Genomic DNA, 25,677 nt, shown 5'->3' on the forward strand with positions numbered 1-25,677 from the left:
GCGGAAAAGAAGGCGGAATAATTGAATATCGTCCTTCTGTCCCTGTCCGTTAAGATCAAGGCAGTTGAAACAGCTAAAACTGGCACCTGTCAATTCGGTATGATTCCGACGAGCGGATACCATCCGTGGCTTTATTATACATGACGGGAAAAGCTCTCTGCAAACCGTCTGATTCAAATCTTCATTCTTTTTCCCAGTAAATCAGCTCTGCCGAATGGAAACGGGTCTCGCCTGCATTCGTCTCAATCCGGATCGTTCCCGTCTCGTCAATACCGAGCAATGTTCCGGAAGCGGTCGCTTGACGTGTCCGTAGCGTCACTTGTTCATGTAGGCGATCAGCGAGTGTTTCCCATTCGAATACGAAAGGTCCGAACCCTAGCTCGACCCACTGCGTATATAGTCGTTCAAATCGATTCAAAAAAGCTGCGACGACTTCCGCACGTCGGAAAGTTCTTCCTGATTCTCGGACAAGTGAGGTAGCACGATCTTTGATCCCTTCCGGAAACTGTTCATGATGCACGTTGATTCCGATGCCGATGATGACTGAACTGATCCGGTCTGCCTCGGTCTGCATCTCTGTTAAGATGCCAGCTACCTTGCGACCGTTGATCAAGATATCATTCGGCCATTTGATTGTAACCGGAACATCGAATGTCCGGAGAGACTGCGCAAGCGCAATACCTGCTACGAGCGTCAATTGTCCCGCTTGGTGCATCGGTACATCCGGGCGGACGAGCAAACTCATCGCGATCCCCTCATTCTTCGCCTCATGCCAAGTCCGTCCCAGTTGTCCGCGACCATTCGTCTGATGATCACATACGACAAGTGTTCCCTCCTGCGCCTGCTGTTGTGCTTGTTCATGTGCGATCCGTTGCGTCGTGTCCAGTTCTTCGAAATGAAGGATGTGTCGACCGAAACGCACTGTTGTTAATCCGTGCTCAATTGCAATCGGTGTCAACAAGTCACCTTCATCGACCAATTGATAGCCTTGTTTTTTATTGGAGATGATCTGGTATCCTTCTTCCTTTAAGGTTTGCATATGTTTCCAAATAGCGGTACGTGAAATATTTAGTGTCTCCGCTAATTCCTGTCCGGAATACCACGTCCGCTTGCGCAGTGCTATCAAGATTTGTTCTCGGACTGTGTGTGCCATCGCTCTACCTCCTTCATCAATACCGTTCGGTCGTTTGGACAAGACCGTATGACGACGCTGTACTCTAAGTGCAAGAGTGCTTCTTTAATCTGTTGCTTTCGAAGACCAAGACGAATCATGTCTTTTCCGTCAACAGCGAGCTCTTTGCGACCGCGAATCGGTAAATCCGATCGATCCGGATAATCCATTCCAGTCATCTCCCGCAGAATCGCCAGTTCTTCATCCGACAATTGATAACGATCCCAGTCCTGTAACGGTCGGTATAACAGAGGGACTAAACGCACAGCGAGCTGCATTTGATGTTTCGATCGTTTCCAGCGTGTCAATTGATCGCGCGTTAGACCGGCATCAAGTACGAGTGTCCAGACGGCATCCTTTGAAACACCCCGAAACGATTGCTTGGCGAGTCTCTCGACGATTTCTGAAGTCATGCCGGGTAGATAGCGTTCGATCCCTGTCCGGAGCATCGCCTGTAACGCCTGCTGTTTCCCTGGACCAAGTAAGAGTTTCTCAAACTCGGTCGCGATCCGCTCAATCGCAACGGCCTCTAGATGCGGAGCGAGTTCAAAGATTGCTTGCTCGGTCGTCTCCTCAAGCGAAAAATCAAGTTGACTCATAAAGCGGAACGCCCGCATCATACGGAGTGCATCTTCATTAAAACGTTCGACTGGTTCACCGACCGTGCGGATGATCCGCTCTTCGATGTCGCGCGCTCCGCCGAACAAATCCACACGTCCGGATGGTCTGAGTGCCATCGCGTTGATCGTAAAATCACGCCGGGTCAAATCCTCTTCCAAACTAACGCCAAGCGTCACCGCATCCGGTCGCCTACGATCGCTATAGGTTGCTTCCGAGCGGAACGTCGTGATTTCGTACGGTACGTGGTTGAGAACAACCGTTACGGTTCCATGCTCGAGCCCTGTCGGAATGACGACAGGGAATAAGTCGATGATCTGTTCCGGTAACATCGAACTCGCTAAATCATAGTCTCCTGGTGTCCGGTCGAGTAACATGTCGCGAACGGCACCACCAACGATATAAGCCTCACCACCCGCTTGTTCGATCGTCTGAATGATATGATGCGCGCCTTCAAGCAAGTTCATGACGCGCACACACCCGTTCATAGACTTGTTCATAACGACGGACGATCTCATTCGAATCAAAACGACGACGAGTATCGCGAATACCCTCTTCTGCCATCCGTTCTCGTAACAACGGATCATCCGCAAGTTCACCGATGCGCGCCGCAGCGACCTTAACGTCGTAAGTCGGAACGATATATCCTGTCACGCCGTCCTGAATGACTTCTGGTAATCCACCTGCTGTCGAGACGACACTTGGGACACCAATTGCCATCGCCTCGAGGACGACGAGTCCAAACGCTTCTTTTTCCGACAGCAACACATGAATGTCACTGATGGCGAGCAGCTGCGCGACATGTTCCTGTTTACCAGCGAAAATGACTTTGTCGTCAATGCCAAGTTCCTTCGCACGCCGTCTCGTTTGTCCCATCTCTGGACCATCTCCGACGAGCAACAGACGCATCTTCCGATCTTTTGCCGCGATTGCGAATGCCGCGACTGTATCGTCAATTCGTTTGACCGGTCGGAAGTTCGAGATATGGATGACGACGACTTCATCCGATTCGATACCGTAATGCCGCTTCAATCGTTCATCCCGCATCGGATAATAGACACTCTCATCAATCGAGTTCGCGATGACATCGATGTCGTAATGGGCGTTAAGTGTCGCATTCGTCTCAAGCGCAAGACTCTCAGAAACAGCCGTGACCGCATCCGATTGTTCGATACCATACCGAATGGCCGGTTGCATCTCTAAGTCCTGACCGATGACGGTGATGTCTGTTCCATGTAATGTCGTGACGACGGCGACGCCTTTTTTCTTCGCCATGTTTCGTCCGAGTTCTGCACAAACGGCATGCGGAACAGCGTAATGGGCGTGGATCACATCGAGATCGAATAAATCAATGATTTCTGCGACTTTTGACGCTAACGTAATGTCATAGGGTGGATATTTAAAAACAGAATACTGGTTGACCTCAACCAAATGGACCGTGATGTTTGGTCGATATTCCGTCAGCCGAAACGGCATGCTCGATGTAATGAAGTGAACGTCATGTCCACGATCTGCTAGCTTCATACCAAGTTCAGTCGCGACAACCCCACTACCGCCGACTGATGGATAACAGAGAATCCCAATTGCTTTTTTCATGATAAAACCACACTCTCTTTATGACTTCTATTCGTCTCTATTCTAAGCAATATCGATCAGAATGACCATACTGATCACTTTTCGACTGATTTTCGTAGGAAAAGCTAGTCTTTTTCCGACCGTGCCGTTACCCTAGAGAAAGAGTCTTGATTTGAAAGGAGCACACGGAAATGGCACCTCCATTCCAGTTTCCGATTCGGGTTCAGAACATTCTCTGGATTTTAGTCGGGTCATTCATCTTTGCTTTTGGTATTTATCATTTTAACGTCCAAAACGAATTGGCAGAGGGCGGTTTCACCGGAATCACGCTGATTCTAAAAGGACTGTTCGGGTTATCACCATCGATCACGAACTTAGTGCTGAACGTTCCTCTCTTTTTCGTCAGCTATAAGATTTTAGGGCGAACGACGTTCGTCTATACGTTGATTGGTACATTCAGTTTTTCCTTTTGGTACGGAGTGATTGCGAAGTATTCACCACTCGTGATTGATTTACGAGAAGACATGGTCCTTGCTGCCCTGTTTGCAGGTGTGTTCATCGGGGTGGGACTCGGAATCATCTTCAACAATGGCGGAACGACGGGTGGTGTCGATATCATCGCGCGTCTGACGAAACGCTACTTTGGTTGGTCGATCGGTCGAACGTTCTTAGTCTTTGACTTCTTCGTCATCGTTGCTTCTTTGACGTATCTCGATTATAAGCAGGCAATGTATACGTTACTTGCCGTCTACGTCGGTGCCCGTGTCATCGATTGGATGCAAGAAGGCACTTACGCTGGTAAAGCGGCGATGATCATCAGTGACCACCGCACGGAGATCGCGGACGGCATCCATGCGACGATGAACCGAGGTACGACCCGTCTGATTGCGAAGGGTGGATACTCGGGACGCGACCTCGAAGTATTATATGTCGTCGTCGCTCGAAACGAGATCAATCGCTTGAAGACACTCGTTAAAAGTGTCGATCAGCATGCCTTCATCACCTTGCATGATGTCTATGAGGTGACGGGGGAAGGTTTCACGTTCGATGAGAATCGGATTCCGATCAAAGAAACGTAAAAAACACGGATCGCTCAAACGAGCGATCCGTGTTTTTCGTTTTAGTCATCACTTGACGGGTTGAAGACGATTAGTGCGAGACGAAGGAACTCGGCGACGGCAACGAGTGTTGCCGCGACGTATGTCCAAGCGGCTGCGTTCAAGACACGGCGTGAACCACGTTCTTCTTCCGCGTCGATGATTCCGTGATCTGTCAATTGCGCCATTGCTCGGTTCGAAGCATCGAACTCGACCGGTAACGTGACGAGTTGGAAGATGACCGCTCCAAGCATCAGGACGACACCTAGCATCGCAAGACCAGTGAACCCAGCGAATAGACCAATCAACAACAGAGGGAACGATAAGTTCGACGTGATTGAGGCGACAGGTGCAATGCGGTGCCGGACACGCATCATATTGTAATCCGTCGCATCTTGAATGACGTGGCCGATTTCGTGTGCTGCGATCGAAACGGCTGAGACCGTCGAACCGTAATAGACGTCTTCCGACAAACGAACGACTTTGTTCGTTGGGTCATAATGGTCGGACATCGTTCCACCGATTGGCTCGAGACGGACGTTCGTGATCCCGTTCTGCTTCATGATGAAGTCTGCGACCTGCGCTCCCGTCACCCCACTCTGAATCGGAACATCTTGATATTTTTTATAGGTGCTCCGCACCCGCATCTGAGCCCAGATCGGGACGATCATGATGATCGCGAGATAGATCAAATAGTTTGCCACGAGACATCGTTCCTTTCTTTTTTTGATTATAGGTCTATTTTATGTTCAAGTGATCTTATTGTCAATTGAATCGCGCGCAACAAGCAGATATCCCATCAAAAGACATAATCCGGTCAACCAGAAGGAGCCATAGCCGATCCACTGGATATGCTCCGCAAGCGCTGGGTAACGCGGCCACTGACCGAGGACGTAATCCACGACATCGTTATGAATGACCCAGATGGCGACGAGGACGAGTTCCTTGACGCGAAACGTCATCAGCGGACTGTATAACAACGCCTGGAACGCCATCGCTCCGTGCGATACCATCAGCATCAGTGCCATCGTTGTTAAGTAGGCGTTTGATGTGCCGAGTTCGTTCAACATCAAGGCATTCATGACGACCGCCCAGACACCATATTTGATCAATGTCACGAATGCGAGCGCTTCAAACAAGCGGGAACGTCGTCCGAAAATCCATAGAAAAACGATGATCGTAAAGAACAGCGATGCGGTTGGGCTATCCGGAATGAACGGATAGAAGTACCACTTCGATGTCGCGAGTTGTGGTTCATACCAGTAGTAGCCGTATAAGGTGCCTGCTAAGTTGATCAATCCGACGATCCAAAGCACGGCTTTATGACGGAGTAAAGTAAATATTCCTTGCAATCGTTTCACCTCATCATCGACAAAAGCCGGAGGATTGCTCCCCCGGCTTTTGGCTTATTTATTGTTTTCGCCGCCTTCACCGTATGAAGCGATGAATTTCGCAAGTTCTTTATGATCGGCATCTGAGCCTTTGAACTGACCAGCCGGCATCGAACCGACACCTTTGACTGCGATATCATAAATCTCTTTTTCAGTCTTTTTCGTTCCGACGAGCGCTGGAGCTGCTGCTCCACCTTCGAGGTTCTTACCATGACAGTTGACACATGACTGGTTCGAATAAATTTCGTATCCTTTTGCCGATGTATCAATTTTTGGTCCTTCGTTCATCGTCAACTCACCTTGCTTGTGGATGGTATCCCAGTGTGTCGTTTGAACAGATTCCCATGTCAAGAAGACGATCGAGACGACTGCGAGGAGCATCATGCTGACGGCGACTGGCCGTTTCGCAGGACGGCGTTCAAGACCTTGGTCGAGCCATGGCGCGACGAGAAGTGCTGTGAACGCAAGACCTGGAAGGATGACTGTTCCCATCAAGATGTATGGACCTGCAGCGAATTGGTATTTCAAGAGCTGATAGAGGAATAGGAAGTACCAGTCCGGAAGTGGAATGTACGACGTATTCGTCGGATCGGCAATGTTTTGAAGTGGTGCTGCTTCTACGATTGTCAGAGTCATGAAGCCGATCAAGAAGACCGCTCCAACCATCCATTCGCGAAGTAAGAAGTTCGGCCAGAACGCTTCCGTTCGACCTGGATATTCCGAATAGTCTTTTGACTTGTTCGGCATCCGGTTATTGATCGACACCCGTGAATCGGTGACGAATTTCATTCCTTTACCACGATGCATCGTGTTCTCCCCCTTTTTTGTTGTCTAGATGATAGTCGGTTTAAAGTGGTCCAGAGATCCCTTGTTTACGGATCATCATGAAGTGGGCCCCGAGCAAGACGAACAATGCTGCAGGAAGGAAGAAGACGTGAATCGCAAAGAATCGAGCGATTGTACTTGCGCCGACGATTTCTCCACCCGCAAGGAGGGTCTTCGCGATACCACCGATGACCGGGATACTTTCAGCAATCTGAATCGTAACTTTTGTCGCGAACAACGCTTTCATGTCCCAAGGCAATAGGTATCCTGTCAGACCGAGAGCTAAGACGACGAAGAACAAGAGAACTCCGACGACCCAGTTCAATTCACGTGGTTTTTTGTATGAACCAGTGAAGAAGACACGTAATGTATGTAGGAACAACATTACGATAACGACAGACGCACCCCAGTGGTGCATACCACGAACGATTTGTCCGTGTGCGACTTCGTTTTGTAGATAGTAGACGGACGCGTGTGCGTTGATGATGTCCGGTACATAATACATCGTCAAGAACATCCCCGAAAGAATCTGGATGACGATCGTAAAGAACGTCAATCCGCCAAAACAATAAACGAAAGCTGAAAAGTTATGTGCCGGGTTGACGTGCTCCGGTACTTCATGATCGGCGATGTCTCGCCAGAGCGGCGTAATATCAACGCGCTCATCAATCCAATCATAGATTTTTTGCATCATCGCTTACGCACCTCTTTCGACTGGTTTACCAAGGTAGAGGTAACCATCTTTCTGTTGCATTTCATACTCATCGAGTGGTTTCGTTGGAGGCGTACCAGGTACGTTCGTGCCATCCTTCGTATACCGTCCGAAGTGACATGGGCAATAGAATTGCTCCGGGTGCGTTGGATCTGCGCCGAAGCTGACTTGGCAACCTAAGTGTTTACAAATCGGTGAAAGGGCCAAAATTTCTCCCTTATCATCTTTGAACACCCAAGCCGACAACGTTTCTTCGAACTCATACCACGCATCTTGCGTTTGTTTCTTGAAGTCGACCCGTTTTGGTTCTGTCGTGATATCCGACAACTTCATTACTTTTACTTTATCGCCTGCTCCTGATTTCTTCAGGACTGGATCAACTGCGAAGTTGACCATCGGCATGACCATTGTCGCAGCCATGAAACCGCCGACGCCTGTCAATGTATACGTCAAGAATTGACGACGTGTTACGTTAGACCCGTTTTGAGCCATCTCGATCCCCCCTTGTGATGTACGCTGTGCCCCAAGACGACAGTACTTCACACAAATTTCTCACATGGTAATAGTATCTTAATAAAATCATTGCGTCAACCGCTTCATAGCGCGGTCCAACGGTTTCCTAACTGTTCGAGAACTTGTCCAACAAAATTCCCGACCATCTGACCTTGTTGGTCACGACTCATCGTCTCAAGAGCTAGACGTGGCACGTAGATAATCTCTTCTGCGGCAGTCTCCTTCCACCTTAAATCAGCGGTGATGAAGGTGATGAAACGGAATTGCCCGGAAGCAGCCGCTTGACGCCATCCTTCCAACTGTTCGATCGACGGTACATCGATGTAGGTCATGGCAGGTAAGAGCAACGCCCGTCCAGATAGCTGGCGTTCGACTTCGGACGCCACCGTCAATGTCATGTCTGCGCATTCCGCATAAGCATGCATCGCCTCATCGAAACCGATCGGAAGCAAAGGCACGATTAGCGTGTCGATATACGCTTGCTCGCTTCGTGTCCGCTGTACGTCGGATGGTTTGAAACGCAAGTCATTTCCCCCTTTCTTTCTTACTTACAATTCGTCACATTTAATGTATCATATCCACATTTCCTCCTGCTCTCTTAATGTGAACGTTTTATGAAATTCCACCCTATTTTTCTTCATATTTTGCACAAATCTTCACATACGAAAAAGACTCTATCGCCTGTTATAAGCAATAGAGTTCTTTGATTAAGGGAGTTGATTTCGAACGAGACGTAACTGTTCGGAAAGGGAGTGGAATCGATGTTGATCGCGTGCATCAAGTGCTTCATCGATCAATCGGACCAACCGTTCTTCTTCTTGTCGATTGACCGTGACAGCGATGAAATGAGTCGCTTCATCTGCTAAACGCGGTTCAACAGCGACTTCCGGACGAAATGGATTTTCTTCCAGTAAAGACAAGTATTCATCGTCCATCATCATGCCTTGGAAGTTTAGCTCGATGTAGATATCTTCCGATGTCAAACGAATGTCATGATACGCTTTTTCTGGATCTAGCGTCGTGACGTCCCCTTTTTTAAAAAGAAACGGTTCCGCATCGAATCCATATGTCGTCATGATAATGGCTTTCGGAGCGAAAGTCGCATTTTGAACGAAGTGTACCTGCTCGAGTTTTGCCTCGTTACGCAACCAGTAATCGATGATCCATTTTGCTTCCCGTCGCTTTAACGTGTAATAGGTCAAGATGCGGCGTAAGAATCGCTGCTTTCTCTCTATCATCTCAATCCTACTCCCTTCTCCCGTGAAGTCATCCATCCATTCGTTCAACATAGTCGACGAGTTCGTTATCCTCTGGTGTCAACTGTGCAGCGCGTCGTAAGAGACGTTGTCCCTCTTCACGCCGTCCTTCCTCGACGAGTGCAAAACCATACTCTTTCAAGAAAAGCGCGTCTTCCGTGAATGCGCCTTCGACTATCGCATAGTTCTCCATCGCTTGCGTGTATTCCTCTAACGCATATAAAGCGCGCGCCCGGTACCATGTCAGAATTGGAGCCGTGACATGTTCTTCAATGGCTGAGATCGTCTCAATCATTGCTTCATGATCCTCGTCTTCTGCCAGTAACGAAAGCAAACGTTCCGCTGCGACGATTGATTCCGGGTTTAAAGCGAGTGCTTCACGTAACGCTTGAACACTTCCTGCGCGATCGCCGAGTTTGAGAAGGAATAAGGCTTCCATCGTCCGTAACTCGTCATTATAATCATCGCGCTCCATCCCTTGCTTGATGACGTTCAGTGCTTCTTTCGTCAGCCCAAGTTCGGCTTGGCTTTCCGCGTACGGTACATACGCTGATGTATAATCCGGATCCTGCGCAATCAATTGTTGGAATGTCTCGACTGCTTTTTGGTGTTGACCGACACGGTGAGCCGTCATCGCAAGACCAAACAGCGTATGCAAGTCGGAACGTTCTGCGACAGCACGTTCATACAGTGGAATCGCATCCTCAAATTGTCCTGTCATCGCGAGTGATTCCGCGTACAGGGCATCGAGCGGTAATTCAGCACGTAACTCTGGACGCTCTGCGATTTCAGCGAATAGTGGTACCGCTTGATCAAACGCACCGAGCGTCATGTAGAGCTCGGCTAATCCGTATGCCAGTAATGGTTCTTCAGGAGCGAGATTACGTGCTTCCTTCAGCTTTGCTAATGCCACTTCGTCAAGACCTTGTGACTGATAGAGGTCAGCGAGTAATACGAGAGAACGGGGACCATATTCCATGTCCGTTGTGTCGACCTGCTCAAGGACAGAAATCGCTTCCTCTTCCCGGTCCAAATCGATATAACACTCTGCCAGTAACAAGGCGACTCCGGCGTTACCTGCGTATTCGACGTAAAGCGGTGCCAATAGATTAACTGCTCGGTCTGATAATCCAAGTTCGATATAGAGATCGGCAACCGCGAGGCGATCCTTATCCGTCCCTGTCTTTTCGAGTTGTTCTAGTGTCGCTAAGGCTTCCGAGGTATGGCCGTGTTCTAGTTCTTCGATGATGCCATTCAATACTTGTTCATTCAAGGCAAACGCCCCACTTTCTGTCATCCGCCTATTTCTTACTCAGATCGGTCGGATTGAAGTTTCTTTAAATCATCATAGAACGTTGGGTAGCTGACTTCAACTACTTCGCGTCCATGCACTATAATTTCCGGGTTGATTGTCGCCGCGATCGTCAACATCATCGCGAGTCGGTGATCACCTGCACTGTCGACTTCCGCTGCTTGCAAAGGTGTCGGTCCTTCGATAATCATACCGTCATCCGTCGCCTCGATATTCGCCCCGAGACGCCGTAACGCCGTCACGACCGTCTCGATCCGGTCCGTCTCCTTGACACGGAGCTCTTCCGCATCGCGAATGATCGTTCGTCCCTCTGCTTGCGTCGCAAGCAATGCAAGTAACGGGATCTCATCGATCAAGGAAGGGATTTGTTCACCTTCGACCGTGGTCGCTTGCAACGATGTCGTCTCGACGGTCACATCTGCCGTCTCCTCTCCACCATCTTCTGAGCGGTGATCGATTTCGACACTCGCCCCCATCTGGCGCAACGTCTGTAAAAAACCGATCCGTGTCGGATTCATCAAGACGTGCGTCGTCGTGATCCGACTATCCTGCCCGATCGCTGCTGCCGTCCACCAAAACGCTGCTGACGATGGATCCCCCGGGATGTCGAGTGACGTCGCTTGTAAATGTACAGGACCTTGAACACGAATATGTCGACCATCTTCGTAGTCATCGATCGATACGTCAACGCCAAACTGCGGCAGCATCCGTTCCGTATGGTCCCGTGATAAAATCGGCTCGATGACCGTCGTCTCGCCCGTCGCTTGTAAACCTGCGAGTAAGACGGCACTTTTCACTTGCGCGCTTGCGACCGGTAACGTATACGTCGTTCCGACAAGTGGCGTTCCTGCAATGTGAAGCGGCGCCGTCTCACCTGTTATGTTCGCTCCGAACAAGGCAAGTGGTTCCGTGATCCGTTTCATCGGACGTCTGCGCAAGGAAGCATCTCCATCAAGTACATACGTTGCTTGACCGCCTGCTAGAATCCCACATAAAAGACGGATCGTCGTTCCCGAGTTTCCGCAATCGATCGTTGCTTCTTGAAACGTTTCCGTACCGGTGATGCGAATTTCTTCTGCTGTTCGTTCGACGTGTGCCCCAAGCGCTCGCATCGCTTCTAATGAGGCGAGACAGTCCGCTCCTTCGAGTGCATTTCTGACATGTGTCGTTCCTTTAGCGATCCCACCGAACAGAAAAGCACGGTGTGTCATTGATTTATCGCCCGGTACTTGTACTGTTCCTCTTAATCCCATTCTAAACACCCCATTGTTTGATTGAACGCTTGTTGCAATCGTTCTTCACTGATTGCCTCTAAGTCAAAACGTCCTTCTTTCTCAAGGACGAATCGGATCGTAGTTTGGTGATTCTTTTTGTCGCGACGCATCAGTTCCAGATATGTCTCGAACGATTGTCGGTCCGGCAATCCGGTTCCGAGACGGTGGAGCAACCGTCCGAGTTGTTCCGCCTGTTCCTCATTTCCTTCCAAAAACTTGACGAAGACGAGTCCGATCCCTACTGCCTCGCCATGCGACAGACCCTGGCTCGCATATTCAACGGCATGCCCGAATGTATGCCCATAATTCAAGAAGGCACGCATCCCTTGCTCCGTCTCATCTTGTTCGACGATATCCCGTTTAACGTTAATCCCTCGTGCGAGCCAGTCTTCAAGATCAAGCCCTTTGATAGTATCCAACGAGACATCGAGTAACGTATCTGCAAACGATGGTCGTGCGAGGAATCCATGTTTGACCAATTCAAAGAAGCCGCTCCGCCATTCCCGATCTGGTAATGTCTGAAGAAGCGTTAAATCATACACGACACCGCTCGGTTGATAAAATGCCCCGACCAAGTTTTTTCCAAGCGATAAATTCAAACCGACCTTTCCACCTACACTCGAATCATGTGCTAAGAGTGTCGTCGGAATTTGAATGAACGGGATGCCGCGCAAAAAAGTCGCTGCAACGAATCCCGCTAAATCACCTATCATGCCACCACCAAACGCAAGGATGATACTATGTCGTGTCATTCCATGACGTATTCCCTCTTCCAATAAAGAACCGTAGACCGCAAGTGATTTACTCTGCTCCCCAGTCGGCACAGTGCTGACATGAATGCTTGTTGATTGAGATATAGACCCTAATGCCTCATGCAACGTGTGCAAGTGCAAGTCTCGAACCGTCTCATCCGTAATGATCCAGATGCGATCCGCCTCGTTCAGCGCCGAAAGATGCGATAAACGTGCTAATGCCCCATTTCCGACAAATACTGGATATGACGTTTTTAACCGGATATCAAGCTCGATCAAAACGTTCGAACCTCCTCTGTATAAGCGGCAACGGCAGCTTGAAGACGATCAATCGTTGATGTTCCGAACATTTCAAGGATAGCGACCGCAATCTCAAACGCAACGACGGCTTCTAAAACAACAGATGCGGCAGGAACGGCACAGGCATCACTTCGCTCGATTTGTGCCGTGAAGGCTTCCTTCGTCTCAATATCGACTGATTGCAGGGGACGATAGAGAGTCGGAATCGGCTTCATCGCGACCTGGACGCGAATCGGCATCCCTGTCGACATCCCTCCTTCGATTCCACCTAGATGATTCGTCCGTCGATGATATCCGGATGCATCATGGACGATCTCATCTTGGACGGTACTTCCTTTGCGACGACCGAGCTCGTACCCGTCACCAAAACCGACGGATTTCATCGCATTGACGCTGATGACAGCTTGCGCGATTCGGCTGTCGAGCTTTAGATCGTTTTGGGTAAAGGATCCAATGCCTGGCATCATGCCTGTCACGACGACTTCGATCTCACCGCCGAGTGTATCGCCTTCTTTTTTGGCAGCATCAATTTCCTCCATCATTCGTTGTCCTGCAAGTTCGTCGGCACAGCGAACAGGTGAAGCATCAATTGTTTCCTGATATTCTACAGGATCTTTCCAAGGGGCATCAATCCCACCGATCGATCGTACATGCGAGAATACTTCAATTCCGAGTTCATTCAGTAATTGTTTAGCGAAGGCACCGACGGCAACACGTGCTGCTGTCTCACGCGCTGAAGAACGTTCCAGCACATCGCGTAAATCGCGATGACCGTACTTCAATCCTCCGACGAGATCCGCATGTCCGGGACGTGGACGCGTTAATGTCCGTGGGCGTTCCAACTCTTCTTCGAGCGGTTCCGCCTGCATGACTTGTGTCCAGTGCGTATGATCCTTATTCTCGATGAACAAACTGATCGGTGATCCCGTCGTGTATCCGTGGCGAATCCCACCACGTGCATCAATCTGATCTTGTTCGATTTGCATCCGTCGACCTCGTCCATATCCCCCTTGACGACGCGTCATTTCACGCTGAATGGCTTCGAAATCAATCGTGAGTCCTGCCGGCATCCCGTCAATGATGACGGTCAATCCTTTTCCGTGCGATTCTCCTGCTGTCATGTAACGCATTCACTTCATCCCTTCCTGTTCAACCGATTTTTTCGTAAAAGAAGCTTTGTTTCATCTTTAATCCAAATCGTTCTGGTTGGAAAATTTGTTCCGTTCCTCCAACGAACAGAATACCGCCTGGTTTTAATGCCTCGACGAACGAACGATAGACATGTGCTTTCGCTTCTTCCGTAAAATAAATCAGTACATTACGGCAGATGATTAAATCAAAACCGGTATCGTACCGGTCGCCTAACAAATTATGTTTACTGAAACGAACAAGTCGTTTGATTTCTGGAACAACTTCGAATGTCTGCTCTTGCTCGATGAAATATTGCTTTTTCCGCGCTTCTACGACCTCATTCAATGCGGAAGCTCCGTATCGACCAAGCTTCGCTTTTTCAAGGACAAGCTCATCCAAATCCGTTGCTTGAATCGTAAAAGCCGACGAATCGAGTCGTTCACTTAAGATCATCGCTAGGGAATACGGTTCCTCTCCCGTCGAACAGGCAGCACTCCACGTTCGAATTCGTCCATGTGCACGTGATTCCAAGACCGGTAAGATGTCTTGCTCCAATTGTTGCCAACGTATCGGATTACGGAAGAATTCACTGACATTAATCGTCATCCGATCTAAAAATTCTTCGTATAACGAGGTACTTTTGTCCATTGCCTGCATATAGGACGCAAACGTACTGTACCCTTTTTTGTCACGTAACGCTGTCAACCGTCGTTTCATCTGTGCTTCTTTATACTGACCGAGATCAATCCCTGATTTGATCTTGAATCTTTGAATGAAAAGTTCGTAATCTTCCAATTGGCACACCTCGCTCACTCTCGATATCAAATGGTCATCTCTTTGACCGGTTCAACTTATTTTCTATAGTAGCATAAAGCTATAGGCATTCCAAAAAGCAATTAACCAATCCGGTCAGTCCGTTTTACAAGAATACGACAAAAGGGATTCGATTGAATCGAATCCCTCCCCGCTTGTCCTACTATTCATGTATTAGACATTAACTGGCTGTCCTTGAAACCAAAGACCAAGCTCACGCTCCGCACTTTCGATACTGTCTGAACCATGAATGACGTTCTCACTCATCGTGTTCGCAAAATCACCACGGATCGTTCCAGGTGCTGCTTCAAGTGGTTTTGTTTTTCCGATCATCAAACGAGAAACGGCAACGACGTCTGCCCCTTCAACACGCAAAGCGACGACAGGACCTGACGTCAGGAAAGTGACCAACTCTCCAAAGAATGGTTTCTCCGCATGTTCCTCGTAGTGTGCTTTTGCGAGTTCTTCTGTGACGTTCATCATTTTCATTTCACGAATGATGAATCCTTTGCGTTCGATCCGTCCGATGATTTCCCCAATCAATCCACGTTCTACGCCATCCGGTTTGACCATTAAAAATGTCTGTTCCATCTCTAGTTCCCCCTATGAAATGCTTTTAGAAAAGCGCTTACATAGTCAGTTTACTGGCTTTTTAGAAGAACAGCAAGAAATTTTTGACAATCTTTATCCTTTTCGTTTACCAACGTAGCGCGCCACTTCTTCGAGCGATCGTTTAGCGGAAGATTTAGGTAAGGGTTCGAGCCGGTTGATGGCACGACGAATGTAAAGATCGACCGTTCGTTGTGTTCGTTCGAGGGCACCTGAAGTTTGAAGAAATGCTAGCAATGGTGCAACTTCTTCATGGGTAGGCATCGTCTCGATTTTCGAAAGACTTTCGTAAAAGGCAGCATCTTCCGCTCCATAAAAGACGGGTAACGTCTTATGTCCATGACGTAGATCCTCTGCCACTGGCTTACCAAGTTGCGTTCGATTCGCTGTGAAGTCAAGCAAATCATCAGCAATCTGAAAAGCGAGTCCGATATCTCGTCCAAACAGTCGTAACGCTTTCGTATCGGCCGCTGAACAATTCGCAACGATTGCACCTAGATGGCAACTTGCTTCAATGAGAATGGCTGTTTTTCGTTCAATTCGTTTGATATAACGTTTAATCGACTGTTCCCAATCATATTGATCATAGATCTGTTCAATCTCACCCTCGCAAATTTCACGCATCGTATGGACCATGACTTGGACCAGCTCTGGTTTTCCGACTTCTCCAATCAACCGAATCGCTTCCCCAAACAAATAATTGCCTGAATAAAGCGCCACTTCTTCATCGAAGTATTGCATAACGGTCGGTTTTCCTCGTCGTAGTTCAGCGTCATCAATGACATCATCGTGTACAAGCGATGCCATATGGACGAGCTCAAGACTTGCTGCTACACGGATCAGTTCATCTCGATCTGCCTCACCGAATTTAGAGGCTAACAATACGAACGCTGGTCGAATCCGTTTTCCACCAGCTTTCAACAGTTGTTTTCCTGCTGCATCAATCGTTGGTTCCTCCGAAGCGATATGACTGATCAGAAAACGATCGACTAAATTAACTTCCTTCGTGACATCACGGTAGATGGAATGCAGTGACATCTCACCACTTCTTCCCAAGGTGCATCGCAGCAGCCCCACCCGCGAATGCTTTGACTTCCACTTGCATGAAGCCTGCCTGTTCGAAGAGTTGTTTCAGTTCGACACGGTCGAGGAACACTTCCGTTGATTCTTGTAACCAGTTGTATTGATCATACGATTTAGCAAGCAAACGACCTACTTGTGGCATGATTTTTCCAAAGTATAGCGAATATGCTTCTCGGAAAATCGGTGCCGTCGGTTGACTCGTTTCCAGACAGACGACCGTTCCACCTGGTTTTAAGACGCGATGCATCTCTTTAATGACCTGAAGGTAATCAGGAACGTTCCGTAAACCGAAACCAATTGTCACGAAATCAAATGAGTTGTCACCAAACGGTAAATCCATCGCATTTCCGTGAATCAATTCGATGTTTTTCATATCGAGCGCTTCTACTTTCTCCACGCCGACTTTTAACATGTTCTCTGAAAAATCAAGTCCCTTGATGACACCAGTCGGACCGGCTGCTTTTGCCAGTTGAATCGTCCAGTCTGCCGTTCCACAACAAAGATCAAGACATTTAGCACCTGGGAAGACTTGCATCCGGCGCATCGTTTCGCGTCTCCACAATTTATGCAGTCGGAAGCTGATGACTGAATTCATTTGATCATAGTTCGTTGATATCGATTGGAACACTTCATACACTTTTTTTTCTTTATCTTTTGTCTGCACACTGCTCACCCTTTCCAAGATCTCATGCTACCGCCATCTGTTCGAGATGCGATAACAGTAATTTCTGTGCGACCAGATCTAGCTGCTCTGCCTGTTGTTGAATGATCTGCCGTCCTTGTCGTGTCAGCCATTCTCGTTTGGTGATTGCCGCGAGTCCTTGCATTAATCCGAACTCTGCTGTTAACCATAAGAGAACCCGTTCTTCCGTTGATTCATAGTTCATTTCGTGTAAGGCACACTTCGCTTCATTGACACGTTGAATGGTCCGTCCGAGTGAGACAAGAACCTCTTTCGGCAAACCCGCTAATTGTTCGAAGAAGTAGCTCGAGAAAAGATCTCCAGCTAATACAAGAAGCTGTCTTTCCTTCGAACCGCGTAATGTTTTACTGACGCGTTCATGCAGACGTAAAGCGACTTGTGCGAAATGAATCGCTTTGACGAGTGCTTCTGAATCTAGCTTGTCATGTTGAGCGACATCAATCAACCAACGGATCTGTTCACGATCGATGGAAGGGAAATCCACATGTCGAGCCAATCGTGTCGTTTGTTTAGTGGTGAGTGCAGTGATGATTTCATCCACGCGCAGCTCATGTTGTTCCATGCTTTTACCCCCCGATCTCCAGTGCCATCTCGTTGATGGACGTTCTTCTTTTTTAATATACCATAATCGGCGGGCTTTCACGCTTCTGAATGTCCACAAAAAAGCCGCCCGAGAAAATCTCGGGCGACTATGTAGCCGGATTACTTCACAGCATCTTTCAATGCTTTACCTGGTTTGAAGGCAGGTACTTTGCTTGCTGGAATCTCGATATCTTCTTTCGTACGTGGGTTGCGACCTTTACGGGCTGCACGCTCACGGACTTCGAAGTTACCAAATCCAATCAATTGGACTTTCTCTCCAGACTGAAGTGTCTCAGTGATCGATTCGAATGTTGATTCAACAACTTTCGTCACGTCTTTTTTTGTAAGACCTGATTTTTCGACGACTGCTTGAATGAGTTCAGTTTTGTTCATTACTTTCACCCCCTCCCAATCACTTCTTCGAGGGTAATCATACCCTATAAACGTTGCTATTACAACATTTTCGTGTAAATAACGTTCAATTTTCAGATTCTTCGCTCGATTTCTCTGAAAACACAGGTTCGCCTTTTTCGTTTATCGTGTAGCTTTGAGAATAGGCAGGAACAAAAGGTTGATCTTCATAAAGCAAATACCGAATATCCTGACCGACTTTCGGCTTTTTCTTCGCAGTTTGTACAGCTTTCTTCAACTCTGGCAAATAGTTGATGAAAAGACGACCTTGACCATCGACATAGATCGATAGCTTTTCATCTGAGTACGGACTTGGGACAGTCGGTTCTTTTTTGATGAATAACTTTTTATAGTCAAGGGTAAACTGATTTTTTCCGATGGAGCCTTTAAATGGGTACTTATCATTCTTCTTGCGATACGCATCAATTCGGACTTGAAGCTTCTGTAGTTCTTCCGCGACAAGCAAATCCATCAATTTGACAGTCGGCTTCGTCTCAACGTCGACCAACAAATAGATGAATGTTCCCCCGCCTTCGAAACTGTTCGTTGGTGGATCACTCATATAACGAGGTATCAGACGGCCCAGTTCGATTTGATAACGTTCCATGAGTGGCGTATCTGCCTCCATCGTTTTGATCGGCAAAACACCTGTGTCTTTCTGGTATGCATCGACGGCATCCTGAACGGTACGTAATTGTTGCGGATACGGCACGCGGTTCGACGGTTTCTGGCTGTCCGGAAAGAGACAACCTGATAATAACGTCACCGGAATGAGCATGAGTAGTACGAACCACTTTTTCATGCGCTCGGTCCCGCCATGACGATAAATACCATGATGATCGACGCAACGATGAAACAAACGAATGCCAAGGTTGACACGAGAATCTGCCAAATCCCTTTCAACTTCGTCCGACTGACCGTGACCAGCAAGACACTGATCGCAAAGAGTCCGATGCCAGCGAACGAAATCCACATTTTTAATAATCCTGGACTCAAGGTTTCCACCCCACTCCGTTAATCTTTCGTCGTGAAGAGATGCTCGATCTCATTTTTTTGTGGTCGTTGCATCAACTTTTTGACTTCTTCTTCCGGTGTATGACCGTCAAAGAGAACATGGTATAAAGCAGAAGTAATTGGGAGTTCACATTGTTTCGACTCTGCTAGATCATATGCAGCTTGTGTCGCACGAACACCTTCTACGACCATTCCCATGTTTTCAAGCACCGTCTCTAGTTTTTCTCCTCGACCGATGGCATTTCCCGCACGCCAATTTCGGCTATGGACAGAAGTACAAGTGACGATTAAGTCACCCATTCCTGTCAAGCCGGTGAACGTCATTGGGTTTGCCCCAAGCATCGTTCCAAGACGAGCCATCTCGACCATTCCACGCGTAATCAAGGCTGCCTTGGCATTGTCCCCGTAACCGAGACCATCTGTCATACCCGCAGCAAGTGCAATGATATTCTTCAGTGCTCCACCAAGTTCTGCCCCGATGATGTCCGCATTGAGGTAGACACGGAAGTTTTCATTCGTAAACAATTCCTGCACACGACCAGCCTCTTCTAAATCATCCGATGCAATGGTCACCGTCGTCGGTTTACGTAACGCAACCTCTTCAGCATGTGAAGGACCTGTCAAGACACAAACCGCTTTACGTTTCGCCGGGTCGACCTCTGCTTCGATCAACTCAGACAATCGAAGATGTGTCTTCGGTTCGATTCCTTTTGATGCATGAATCAGGACGGCTGGTTCTGTCAATAGTTCATTTAGTTGACGAGAAACCGCACGAATCGCAGATGACGGTGTCACGATCAAAATATGTGTTGCGCCTTCGACCGCCACTTTGAGATCCGTCGTCGCCTTCAATGATTGTGGCAACACGACGCCCGGCAAGAATTGCGCATTTTCATGATGCTCATTGATACGGTCGACATTTGTTTGTTCACGACCGTAAAGAATGACTTCCTGATCATTATCGGCTAAGACGAGCGAGAGCGCTGTTCCCCAGCTTCCTGCTCCGATGACAGCGATTTTGGTCATACTGAATCACCTCATTATTGTTTTTGACGAGCTAAAATCCGGATTGGTGTACCTGTGAAATCAAATGCCTCCCGAATCCGGTTCTCGAGATATCGTTTATAAGAGAAGTGAAGCAATTCTGGATCATTGACGAACAAGACGAACGTTGGCGGACGCGACGCGACCTGAGTCGCATAGTTAATCCGTAAACGAACTCCTTTATCTGTCGGCGCAGGGTTCATAGCGACAGCATCGACGATGACATCGTTCAAGACACTTGTCTGAATCCGTTGCGCATGACTGTGCGCTGCTTGCTGAATGACTGGTAATAACGTTTGTAAACGACGTTTTGTTTTTGCTGAGACGAAGACGATTGGTGCATAGTCAAGGAAACGGAATTCTTCCCGAATCTCTTCTTGCATCTTTTTCATCGTCTTATCATCTTTTTCAACAGCATCCCATTTATTGACGACAATGATGACCGCGCGACCTGCTTCATGGGCATATCCTGCTACTTTTTTATCTTGTTCGATGATACCTTCTTCACCATCAAGAACAACACAGACGACATCCGCTCGTTCGATTGCTTTTTGAGCACGCATGACACTAAAGCGTTCTGTCGATTCATAGACTTTCCCGCGTTTTCGCATCCCTGCCGTATCGATGATGACGTATTCTTGTTCATCCCGCGTAAATGGTGTATCGATTGCATCACGTGTTGTACCAGCGATATTCGAGACGATGACACGCTCTTCACCAAGAATTGAGTTCGTCATACTTGATTTCCCGACGTTTGGACGACCAATCAAGGCAAACTTAATCGTACTTTCGTCATATTCCAACTCTTCTTTATCTGGTGCTAATTCAAGGACACGGTCGAGTAAATCACCAAGTCCAAGACCATGTGTACCAGAAATCGGGAATAAGTCCCCGAATCCAAGAGAGTAGAATTCATACATTAAATCACGCATCTCAAAATTATCCACTTTATTGACAGCTACGACGACTGGTTTGTTCGAACGGAACAACATGTTCGCGACTTCCTCATCCGCTGCTGTGATTCCTTCGCGTCCGTTCACCATGAAAATGATGACGTCCGCTTCATCAATGGCGAGCTCCGCCTGATGACGCATCATTTGAAGTAGGGGCTCATCCCCAACTTCGATTCCACCTGTATCAATCAAATGAAAATGACGATTCAGCCATTCTCCAGTTCCGTAAATACGGTCGCGGGTAACGCCTGGCTTGTCTTCTACGATTGAAACCCGATCTCCAATCACCCGGTTAAAAATCGTCGACTTTCCGATATTTGGGCGACCTACGATCGCCACGACTGGAATTGCCATCCCAACACCTTCTTTCTCTTCTCTCGCTTCATAGCCGTTCTATTGTATCAAATCAAACTCTCATATACCATAACAAACCGCATATAAAAAGCGGACACGCTTGTGTCCGCTTTGTGTCATCCTTTATTCTTTCGTCTCTGAATCGTCTTCTGTCAAGTCAGCGACAGAAAATCCTTCTGATTGATTCGAGTAATCCGAATAGTCCTCAGAAGACCCTTCTTCCTCTTCGAGAACACGTGTCGAGAGCGAGATCTTGTGCTCATCAAGACGCACTTCGAGTACCTTCGCTTCAATTTCTTGTCCTTCTTCAAGTACTTCTGAAGGCGATCCGATATGACGGTTCGCGATTTGTGAAATATGCAAAAGCCCTTCTACCTGCGGTGCAAGCTCAATGAAGGCACCGAACTGGACAAGACGACGTACACGTCCTTTGACAATATCCCCAGCTTCGATTTTCCCTTCCATCTGTTGCCATGGACCCGGTTGTGTTTCCTTGATCGACAACTTAACCTTTTCTGTATCACGGTCGACGCCAAGTACTTTGACTTCGACTTTCTGACCTTCCGTGACGATGTCCGAAGGACGTTCGACACGATGGTGTGCCATTTCCGAGATATGAACGAGACCATCGACGCCACCGATATCAACGAAAGCACCGAAATCTGTCAATCGTTGGACTGTTCCTTCTAGAACTTGCCCCACTTCTAGATTTTCGAGTGTCTCTTTTTTCTTCGCGTTCAATTCACCTTCAACGACGGCTTTGTGCGAGAGAATGACACGGTTCTTCTCTTGATCGAGTTCAACGACCTTGACGTCAATCGAACGACCGATGTAATCCGAGAAGTCCTCGACGTAATGCCGCTCGACAAGCGACGCTGGGATGAATCCACGGACACCGATATCAACGACGAGACCACCTTTAACGATGTCTTTCACGACAACTTCAAAGATCTCACCTGATTTATACTTCTCTTCAACTTGCTCCCACGCTTTAAGTGCATCAATTTCTCGTTTTGAGACGACGACCTCTTCATCCGTGATTTTCTTGACCTTCACTTGTAGTTCATCTCCGACGTTCAACACACCACGAATATCATCGAGATGAAGACTCGATACTTCGCTGATCGGTAAGATGGCTTCTGTTTTATATCCGATATCAATGAGTGCTTGCTTGTCTTCAATTTTCACGACCATTCCGGTAACTACCTGGTCCCGATGAATTTCAAAATCAGGCATATCTTTCATTTCTTCGACCATTCCAAAACAACCTCCTCACGATGAGTACAAGAAACGCCTGACACGTGTCAATGCGTTTATCCTGCTTCTAACTTCTTACAATTCTGACTATTTGTCAAGGTATTAAGCGTGATTGAAGTAGACGGATTTGATTTCGTCCATGATTCGATCAGAAATCGCTTTCGCAGCACCACGTTGATCACGTAAATCCGAAATATCGACCGGTTTTCCGATCGCGACGCGCATTCGTTTGAAAGGGCGATACGATCCTATGATGGCAATCGGTAAAATCTGAGCATTCGATCGTAAGGCGAAGAACCCTACACCGGGTTGTGCTGATGTGAATTCTCCTGGAGCAGAACGCGTTCCTTCTGGGAAAATGCCAACAGTCTCATCCGTATTTAACAGCTCGATCGTCCGTTTCAAGGCTTGACGGTCCCCTTGACCACGACCGACAGGATAGGTTCCTGCCGCAATCATCAGCTGCTTTAAGGCAGGGACTTTAAACAACTCCTCCTTCGCCATATAACGAACCGAACGTTTCGGTGGAATCGCACTGACGAGGAAGACGGGATCCCAATTTGAACTGTGGTTGGCACAGATGAGTAAGGAACCGTCTTTCGGAATATTCTCTTGCCCCGTCACCTTCAATCGGAAGACTGTTTTGGCTATGACCCAGACGACAAACCGCGCAATCCGATAAACGGTATCTTGACGTTTCATTTTAGAACACCTTCCGCTAGTTCCATCAGGCGAACAACGACTTGATCAATCGTCATCTCTGTCGTATCTAGATATAATGCGTCGTCTGCTTGGCGTAGAGGAGAGACTTCACGTTCACTGTCCCGTTTGTCCCGCAGCGCGATTTCTTCTTGAAGAACTGTGATATCGCTATCCATCCCACGCGCGATGTTCTCCCGGTGCCTTCTAGCTGCACGCTCTTCCACAGTTGCCGTCAAGAAAACTTTTAATTCAGCATCAGGTAATACGACTGTACCGATGTCACGACCGTCCATGACGATGCCACCCTGATCTGCTAATTTTCGTTGCGCCGTGACGAGTGCTGCTCGAACTTCTTTTTGACGAGCGACGAACGATACATTATTCGTGATTTCGATGGAACGGATCGCATCCGTCACTTCGCGATCACCAATAAAGACACGTTGCCCGTTTTCGCCTGGTGTTAAACGAATATCAAGCGATTTCATCAATTCGCCAAGCACTTCTCCGTTGTTCAGATCAAGCGATTGTTCGAGTGCTGCGAGCGTAACGGCACGATACATCGCCCCTGTATCGATATATACATAGTCAAGGCGTGCCGCCAGTTGTTTTGCGATCGTACTTTTCCCAGCACCTGCTGGTCCATCTAATGCAATTTGAATCTTCTTCATCATCCATCCAATCCTTCCATCTTCCCCATATTTGATGGGGATTCATTCTTCCGAACGTTATCATAGCAAAAAAATGCGGTCAGGTGAATGGATTCATGCCCCTTCTTGAACTTTTCATTTGCATTTGATAACAGTGACGCAATACTAGCTCACGACTTCTGTCAGGAATCATTGTAAATTGGAATGCGAGTTCATACCGTTCTTCCCGTCGATCGATACGGACGAGCTCAGCAATAACATCTAAAGTACTCGAAATACCGTCACCAGTAGGTAGAATGAATGTCATCTCCACCTCTTCCTCTTTTTGAATCGGTAACTGATCCGACAAAATCATCATGCCACCAGCCGATAAGTCAAGCGTCACCGTCGTAAACGGATCAAATTGCGTTTTATGCGGATGAACGGCGACATCGAGCATTTGTGGTACTCGAACGAATTGACGTCGTTGGATGCGCTCGATTTGATCATCACTCGGTCGCTTTAAGGCGTACCGCTGACCACGAAGTGGATCATTTTGTCGTTCCACGACGACCGTATCAAACCCAAATAATTTACCTTTTTCTTTAAAGAAGAAAAAAGAAACTTCTTCGTGATCTGACAAGATGAACGTTTTTAATGTCGCGACCTCACTTGGCGCCTCGATCCAAATCAATCGATTCGTTACGGCTGTTACTTTTGACCGTCCTTGTCGATCTTCACTATTCGAAAGCATTACTAAATCCCCGATTTCCATCATCCTACTTCGCTCCTACTTTCTATTCGATGCCATCTGAATGTTGTTTTTTTCGTTTGAATCGACGATTCAAACGGTTGGCACCTCGTACTTGAAATAATCCGATCGTCCATAAAATGATCATGAAGACGATTGGCAAAACAGATATACCACCATTTTCCAATATTAACAAATTAAATAAGATATGTGCAAATACCGGAATCGTTATCGATAAGGACAACCACCGATACGGGTGATGCGAGAATTTCGCCATTCCCATGAAGAAGCCCATGATGACAGCAAACAAAGCATGACCGGATACCGGTAGTAAAGCTCGGAATAGCATGTGTTCGACCGTTCCATTCACCATCAGATATAAGATGTTCTCAAGGGTAGCAAATCCAAGCGAGCACGCTACGGCATAGATGATCCCATCATAATAATCATTAAACCGTTGATGGATATACACGGTATAAAAGACGACGAACCATTTTGCAAACTCTTCTGTGACTGCTGTTCGAATCAATTGCACCTCTTCACGCCCACCAAACTCCGTTTGAACGATGTAGTCGATGAACATCAAGGGAAAAACGAGTAAAATTCCAAAAATGAAGCTTCGAAGGATATATCCAACGGGCTCTGATTCATGTTCGTGACGTAGATAAAAATAAGTTAGGAGTGCGATGCCTGGGGCAACTCCGGAGAAAACGATTTGAATCACGCTTCCTCTCCCCCTTTCTTCCTCTCCATAAGAATAAAGGTTTCTTGGAAAAAAGAAAACGTCCTCGTTGTTTCGGGAGGGAAAAAGGTTACAATATGGAAGAACTAATTGAATATGCTATAGA

The 25,677-nt window shown here is 47.6% G+C and carries 31 protein-coding genes; 2 read left to right on the forward strand and 29 right to left on the reverse strand.

Annotated elements, in window-relative coordinates; genetic code table 11:
- The first annotated feature begins 21 nt into the window (after positions 1–21).
- Positions 22–144, forward strand: coding sequence for a hypothetical protein (locus tag B2U10_RS00075; protein ID WP_255344361.1), 123 nt, complete (start codon positions 22–24; stop codon positions 142–144).
- Between the two features lie 37 nt (positions 145–181).
- Here B2U10_RS00075 and B2U10_RS00080 read toward each other — a convergent pair whose 3' ends face one another.
- Genes B2U10_RS00080 through bshA form a run of 3 tightly spaced genes read right to left on the reverse strand, consistent with a single transcriptional unit; the run spans position 182 to position 3,385 of the window.
- Entirely contained in the window at positions 182–1,153 is a 972-nt protein-coding gene (locus tag B2U10_RS00080) for a biotin--[acetyl-CoA-carboxylase] ligase (RefSeq protein WP_035407224.1), read from the reverse strand.
- On the reverse strand, positions 1,123–2,256 hold the full coding sequence (locus B2U10_RS00085; RefSeq protein WP_035407222.1) for a CCA tRNA nucleotidyltransferase: 1,134 nt from the start codon (positions 2,254–2,256) through the stop codon (positions 1,123–1,125). Before B2U10_RS00085 ends, B2U10_RS00080 begins: the two co-directional genes overlap by 31 nt.
- Positions 2,243–3,385 (reverse strand): N-acetyl-alpha-D-glucosaminyl L-malate synthase BshA, encoded by a 1,143-nt coding sequence (bshA, locus tag B2U10_RS00090; protein WP_035407220.1) that lies wholly within the window; start codon positions 3,383–3,385, stop codon positions 2,243–2,245. The genes B2U10_RS00085 and bshA overlap by 14 nt, the downstream gene beginning before the upstream one ends.
- 170 nt (positions 3,386–3,555) lie before the next feature.
- On the opposite strand from bshA, the gene B2U10_RS00095 reads away from it, so the two are divergent.
- Entirely contained in the window at positions 3,556–4,443 is an 888-nt protein-coding gene (locus tag B2U10_RS00095) for a YitT family protein (protein WP_035407218.1), read from the forward strand.
- 41 nt (positions 4,444–4,484) lie between these two features.
- On the opposite strand, the gene B2U10_RS00100 is transcribed toward B2U10_RS00095, so the two are convergent.
- The 26 genes from B2U10_RS00100 to prsW form a co-directional block, all read right to left on the reverse strand.
- Positions 4,485–5,165, reverse strand: coding sequence for a zinc metallopeptidase (locus B2U10_RS00100; protein ID WP_035407205.1), 681 nt, complete (start codon positions 5,163–5,165; stop codon positions 4,485–4,487).
- 45 nt (positions 5,166–5,210) lie between these two features.
- On the reverse strand, positions 5,211–5,813 hold the full coding sequence (locus B2U10_RS00105) for a DUF1405 domain-containing protein (RefSeq protein WP_290785120.1): 603 nt from the start codon (positions 5,811–5,813) through the stop codon (positions 5,211–5,213).
- Between the two features lie 54 nt (positions 5,814–5,867).
- The gene (locus B2U10_RS00110; RefSeq protein WP_035407183.1) at positions 5,868–6,659 is read right to left on the reverse strand and encodes a menaquinol-cytochrome c reductase cytochrome b/c subunit; all 792 of its coding nucleotides are present in this window, start codon (positions 6,657–6,659) and stop codon (positions 5,868–5,870) included.
- Positions 6,660–6,699: 40 nt separating this feature from the next.
- Positions 6,700–7,371 (reverse strand): menaquinol-cytochrome c reductase cytochrome b subunit, encoded by a 672-nt coding sequence (qcrB, locus tag B2U10_RS00115; protein WP_012370658.1) that lies wholly within the window; start codon positions 7,369–7,371, stop codon positions 6,700–6,702.
- A 3-nt stretch (positions 7,372–7,374) separates the two neighbouring features.
- Positions 7,375–7,881, reverse strand: a complete 507-nt coding sequence (locus tag B2U10_RS00120) for a ubiquinol-cytochrome c reductase iron-sulfur subunit (protein WP_035396830.1) — start codon at positions 7,879–7,881, stop codon at positions 7,375–7,377.
- Between the two features lie 104 nt (positions 7,882–7,985).
- On the reverse strand, positions 7,986–8,426 hold the full coding sequence (locus B2U10_RS00125) for a DUF2487 family protein (RefSeq protein WP_035407181.1): 441 nt from the start codon (positions 8,424–8,426) through the stop codon (positions 7,986–7,988).
- Positions 8,427–8,609: 183 nt separating this feature from the next.
- Positions 8,610–9,140: a ReoY family proteolytic degradation factor gene (locus tag B2U10_RS00130; protein ID WP_035407179.1), complete on the reverse strand. Its 531-nt coding sequence runs from the start codon at positions 9,138–9,140 to the stop codon at positions 8,610–8,612.
- A 28-nt stretch (positions 9,141–9,168) separates the two neighbouring features.
- Positions 9,169–10,455, reverse strand: coding sequence for a tetratricopeptide repeat protein (locus tag B2U10_RS00135; protein WP_290785122.1), 1,287 nt, complete (start codon positions 10,453–10,455; stop codon positions 9,169–9,171).
- Positions 10,456–10,466: 11 nt separating this feature from the next.
- Positions 10,467–11,723, reverse strand: coding sequence for a 3-phosphoshikimate 1-carboxyvinyltransferase (gene aroA, locus B2U10_RS00140; protein WP_290785124.1), 1,257 nt, complete (start codon positions 11,721–11,723; stop codon positions 10,467–10,469).
- The gene (gene aroB / locus B2U10_RS00145) at positions 11,714–12,775 is read right to left on the reverse strand and encodes a 3-dehydroquinate synthase (RefSeq protein WP_290785126.1); all 1,062 of its coding nucleotides are present in this window, start codon (positions 12,773–12,775) and stop codon (positions 11,714–11,716) included. The genes aroA and aroB overlap by 10 nt, the downstream gene beginning before the upstream one ends.
- Positions 12,772–13,926 carry a chorismate synthase gene (gene aroC / locus B2U10_RS00150; RefSeq protein WP_035407171.1) on the reverse strand — a complete coding sequence of 385 codons (1,155 nt, stop codon included), beginning with the start codon at positions 13,924–13,926 and terminating at the stop codon, positions 12,772–12,774. The genes aroB and aroC overlap by 4 nt, the downstream gene beginning before the upstream one ends.
- 19 nt (positions 13,927–13,945) lie before the next feature.
- Complete coding sequence (locus B2U10_RS00155) at positions 13,946–14,722, reverse strand: CheR family methyltransferase (RefSeq protein WP_035407169.1); 777 nt, start codon at positions 14,720–14,722, stop codon at positions 13,946–13,948.
- Between the two features lie 192 nt (positions 14,723–14,914).
- Positions 14,915–15,331, reverse strand: a complete 417-nt coding sequence (gene ndk / locus B2U10_RS00160) for a nucleoside-diphosphate kinase (protein WP_035407166.1) — start codon at positions 15,329–15,331, stop codon at positions 14,915–14,917.
- Between the two features lie 93 nt (positions 15,332–15,424).
- Entirely contained in the window at positions 15,425–16,387 is a 963-nt protein-coding gene (locus tag B2U10_RS00165) for a polyprenyl synthetase family protein (protein ID WP_035407163.1), read from the reverse strand.
- A 1-nt stretch (position 16,388) separates the two neighbouring features.
- Complete coding sequence (locus B2U10_RS00170) at positions 16,389–17,096, reverse strand: demethylmenaquinone methyltransferase (RefSeq protein WP_035407160.1); 708 nt, start codon at positions 17,094–17,096, stop codon at positions 16,389–16,391.
- 22 nt (positions 17,097–17,118) lie between these two features.
- Positions 17,119–17,697: a heptaprenyl diphosphate synthase component 1 gene (locus B2U10_RS00175; RefSeq protein WP_035407157.1), complete on the reverse strand. Its 579-nt coding sequence runs from the start codon at positions 17,695–17,697 to the stop codon at positions 17,119–17,121.
- A gap of 140 nt (positions 17,698–17,837) precedes the next feature.
- Positions 17,838–18,110 carry an HU family DNA-binding protein gene (locus tag B2U10_RS00180; protein ID WP_012370671.1) on the reverse strand — a complete coding sequence of 91 codons (273 nt, stop codon included), beginning with the start codon at positions 18,108–18,110 and terminating at the stop codon, positions 17,838–17,840.
- A gap of 85 nt (positions 18,111–18,195) precedes the next feature.
- Positions 18,196–18,930 carry a hypothetical protein gene (locus B2U10_RS00185; protein ID WP_035407154.1) on the reverse strand — a complete coding sequence of 245 codons (735 nt, stop codon included), beginning with the start codon at positions 18,928–18,930 and terminating at the stop codon, positions 18,196–18,198.
- Complete coding sequence (locus B2U10_RS00190; RefSeq protein WP_231496841.1) at positions 18,927–19,124, reverse strand: DUF2768 domain-containing protein; 198 nt, start codon at positions 19,122–19,124, stop codon at positions 18,927–18,929. The genes B2U10_RS00185 and B2U10_RS00190 overlap by 4 nt, the downstream gene beginning before the upstream one ends.
- A gap of 18 nt (positions 19,125–19,142) precedes the next feature.
- Complete coding sequence (locus B2U10_RS00195) at positions 19,143–20,168, reverse strand: NAD(P)H-dependent glycerol-3-phosphate dehydrogenase (protein ID WP_290785128.1); 1,026 nt, start codon at positions 20,166–20,168, stop codon at positions 19,143–19,145.
- Between the two features lie 14 nt (positions 20,169–20,182).
- The gene (der, locus tag B2U10_RS00200; protein WP_029342014.1) at positions 20,183–21,493 is read right to left on the reverse strand and encodes a ribosome biogenesis GTPase Der; all 1,311 of its coding nucleotides are present in this window, start codon (positions 21,491–21,493) and stop codon (positions 20,183–20,185) included.
- A 123-nt stretch (positions 21,494–21,616) separates the two neighbouring features.
- Positions 21,617–22,750 (reverse strand): 30S ribosomal protein S1, encoded by a 1,134-nt coding sequence (rpsA, locus tag B2U10_RS00205; RefSeq protein ID WP_056062180.1) that lies wholly within the window; start codon positions 22,748–22,750, stop codon positions 21,617–21,619.
- Between the two features lie 102 nt (positions 22,751–22,852).
- On the reverse strand, positions 22,853–23,452 hold the full coding sequence (locus B2U10_RS00210) for a lysophospholipid acyltransferase family protein (RefSeq protein WP_035407149.1): 600 nt from the start codon (positions 23,450–23,452) through the stop codon (positions 22,853–22,855).
- Positions 23,449–24,123, reverse strand: a complete 675-nt coding sequence (cmk, locus tag B2U10_RS00215) for a (d)CMP kinase (protein WP_035407146.1) — start codon at positions 24,121–24,123, stop codon at positions 23,449–23,451. The genes B2U10_RS00210 and cmk overlap by 4 nt, the downstream gene beginning before the upstream one ends.
- Before the next feature lie 76 nt (positions 24,124–24,199).
- Complete coding sequence (locus tag B2U10_RS00220) at positions 24,200–24,856, reverse strand: flagellar brake protein (protein WP_290785131.1); 657 nt, start codon at positions 24,854–24,856, stop codon at positions 24,200–24,202.
- 19 nt (positions 24,857–24,875) lie between these two features.
- Positions 24,876–25,553 carry a glutamic-type intramembrane protease PrsW gene (gene prsW / locus B2U10_RS00225; protein ID WP_290785133.1) on the reverse strand — a complete coding sequence of 226 codons (678 nt, stop codon included), beginning with the start codon at positions 25,551–25,553 and terminating at the stop codon, positions 24,876–24,878.
- Positions 25,554–25,677: the final 124 nt, after the last annotated feature.

Origin of the sequence: Exiguobacterium sp. UBA7533, from assembly GCF_002479335.1 — a bacterium.
In the GTDB taxonomy this organism is placed as follows: domain Bacteria; phylum Bacillota; class Bacilli; order Exiguobacteriales; family Exiguobacteriaceae; genus Exiguobacterium_A.

Excerpts from the sequence above, each read along its gene's own strand:
- aroA (WP_290785124.1), bottom strand. The coding sequence starts at position 11,723 with ATGGGATTAAGAGGAACAGTACAAGTACCGGGCGATAAATCAATGACA.
- B2U10_RS00135 (WP_290785122.1), bottom strand. The coding sequence starts at position 10,455 with ATGACAGAAAGTGGGGCGTTTGCCTTGAATGAACAAGTATTGAATGGC.
- rpsA (WP_056062180.1), bottom strand. The coding sequence starts at position 22,750 with ATGGTCGAAGAAATGAAAGATATGCCTGATTTTGAAATTCATCGGGAC.
- B2U10_RS00220 (WP_290785131.1), bottom strand. The coding sequence starts at position 24,856 with ATGATGGAAATCGGGGATTTAGTAATGCTTTCGAATAGTGAAGATCGA.
- bshA (WP_035407220.1), bottom strand. The coding sequence starts at position 3,385 with ATGAAAAAAGCAATTGGGATTCTCTGTTATCCATCAGTCGGCGGTAGT.
- B2U10_RS00110 (WP_035407183.1), bottom strand. The coding sequence starts at position 6,659 with ATGCATCGTGGTAAAGGAATGAAATTCGTCACCGATTCACGGGTGTCG.
- aroC (WP_035407171.1), bottom strand. The coding sequence starts at position 13,926 with ATGCGTTACATGACAGCAGGAGAATCGCACGGAAAAGGATTGACCGTC.
- B2U10_RS00095 (WP_035407218.1), top strand. The coding sequence starts at position 3,556 with ATGGCACCTCCATTCCAGTTTCCGATTCGGGTTCAGAACATTCTCTGG.
- B2U10_RS00210 (WP_035407149.1), bottom strand. The coding sequence starts at position 23,452 with ATGAAACGTCAAGATACCGTTTATCGGATTGCGCGGTTTGTCGTCTGG.
- B2U10_RS00130 (WP_035407179.1), bottom strand. The coding sequence starts at position 9,140 with ATGATAGAGAGAAAGCAGCGATTCTTACGCCGCATCTTGACCTATTAC.
- der (WP_029342014.1), bottom strand. The coding sequence starts at position 21,493 with ATGGCAATTCCAGTCGTGGCGATCGTAGGTCGCCCAAATATCGGAAAG.
- B2U10_RS00085 (WP_035407222.1), bottom strand. The coding sequence starts at position 2,256 with ATGAACTTGCTTGAAGGCGCGCATCATATCATTCAGACGATCGAACAA.
- cmk (WP_035407146.1), bottom strand. The coding sequence starts at position 24,123 with ATGATGAAGAAGATTCAAATTGCATTAGATGGACCAGCAGGTGCTGGG.
- B2U10_RS00175 (WP_035407157.1), bottom strand. The coding sequence starts at position 17,697 with ATGGAACAACATGAGCTGCGCGTGGATGAAATCATCACTGCACTCACC.
- qcrB (WP_012370658.1), bottom strand. The coding sequence starts at position 7,371 with ATGATGCAAAAAATCTATGATTGGATTGATGAGCGCGTTGATATTACG.
- B2U10_RS00120 (WP_035396830.1), bottom strand. The coding sequence starts at position 7,881 with ATGGCTCAAAACGGGTCTAACGTAACACGTCGTCAATTCTTGACGTAT.
- B2U10_RS00080 (WP_035407224.1), bottom strand. The coding sequence starts at position 1,153 with ATGGCACACACAGTCCGAGAACAAATCTTGATAGCACTGCGCAAGCGG.
- ndk (WP_035407166.1), bottom strand. The coding sequence starts at position 15,331 with ATGGAACAGACATTTTTAATGGTCAAACCGGATGGCGTAGAACGTGGA.
- B2U10_RS00180 (WP_012370671.1), bottom strand. The coding sequence starts at position 18,110 with ATGAACAAAACTGAACTCATTCAAGCAGTCGTCGAAAAATCAGGTCTT.
- B2U10_RS00185 (WP_035407154.1), bottom strand. The coding sequence starts at position 18,930 with ATGAAAAAGTGGTTCGTACTACTCATGCTCATTCCGGTGACGTTATTA.
- B2U10_RS00195 (WP_290785128.1), bottom strand. The coding sequence starts at position 20,168 with ATGACCAAAATCGCTGTCATCGGAGCAGGAAGCTGGGGAACAGCGCTC.
- B2U10_RS00165 (WP_035407163.1), bottom strand. The coding sequence starts at position 16,387 with ATGTCACTGCATTCCATCTACCGTGATGTCACGAAGGAAGTTAATTTA.